This is a genomic window from Beijerinckia sp. L45, from assembly GCF_009765775.1.
Lineage (GTDB): Bacteria > Pseudomonadota > Alphaproteobacteria > Rhizobiales > Beijerinckiaceae > RH-AL1.
Genome location: NZ_LMUU01000157.1, coordinates 1,726 through 2,351, shown reverse-complemented (window position 1 = coordinate 2,351; position 626 = coordinate 1,726). Strand labels below are relative to the sequence as shown.

The 626-nt window shown below is 69.6% G+C and carries 1 protein-coding gene; it reads left to right on the top strand.

What is annotated here, in order from left to right:
- On the top strand, positions 1-626 hold a 626-nt coding region (locus GSQ79_RS29025), incomplete at both ends, for an Ig-like domain-containing protein (RefSeq protein ID WP_210253115.1).

Below are 626 nucleotides of genomic sequence, written 5' to 3'. Positions count from 1 at the left end.
CGATCAACGCGACCGAAGCGGCAGCCGGGGTCGCGATCAGCGGCACGTCGTCGGGGGCAGACGGGCAGACCGCGACGATCACGATCGTCGACGGCTCCAACGCGGTGAAGGACACCTACACGGTCACGATCGCAGCCGGCGGCGGCTGGACCGCCACTGTGACGGCGGCGCAGGCCCAGGCACTTGCCGACGGCAGCTACACGGTGAAGGCAGACGTGTCCGACGTGGCCGGCAATCCGGCGCTGGAGGCGACGCGCGCGCTGAGCGTCGACGAGACGCCGCCGACCATCGCGATCGGCACCATCGCGGGCGACGACACGGTGAACGGAGCCGAAGCGGCGGCTGGCGTTGTGATCACCGGCACATCATCAGGTGTGGACGGACAGACCGCGATGATCGCGATCGTCGACGGCTCCAATGCGGTGAAGGACACTTATACCGTGACCATCGCCGCTGGCGGCAACTGGACGGCCAATGTGACGGCGGCGCAAGCCCAGGCGCTGGCCGACGGGAGCTACACGGTGAAGGCGGATGTGTCCGACGTGGCCGGCAATCCGGCGGTGGAGGCGACGCGTGCACTGACCGTCGACGAGACGCCGCCGACGATCGCGATCGGCCCCACCGCG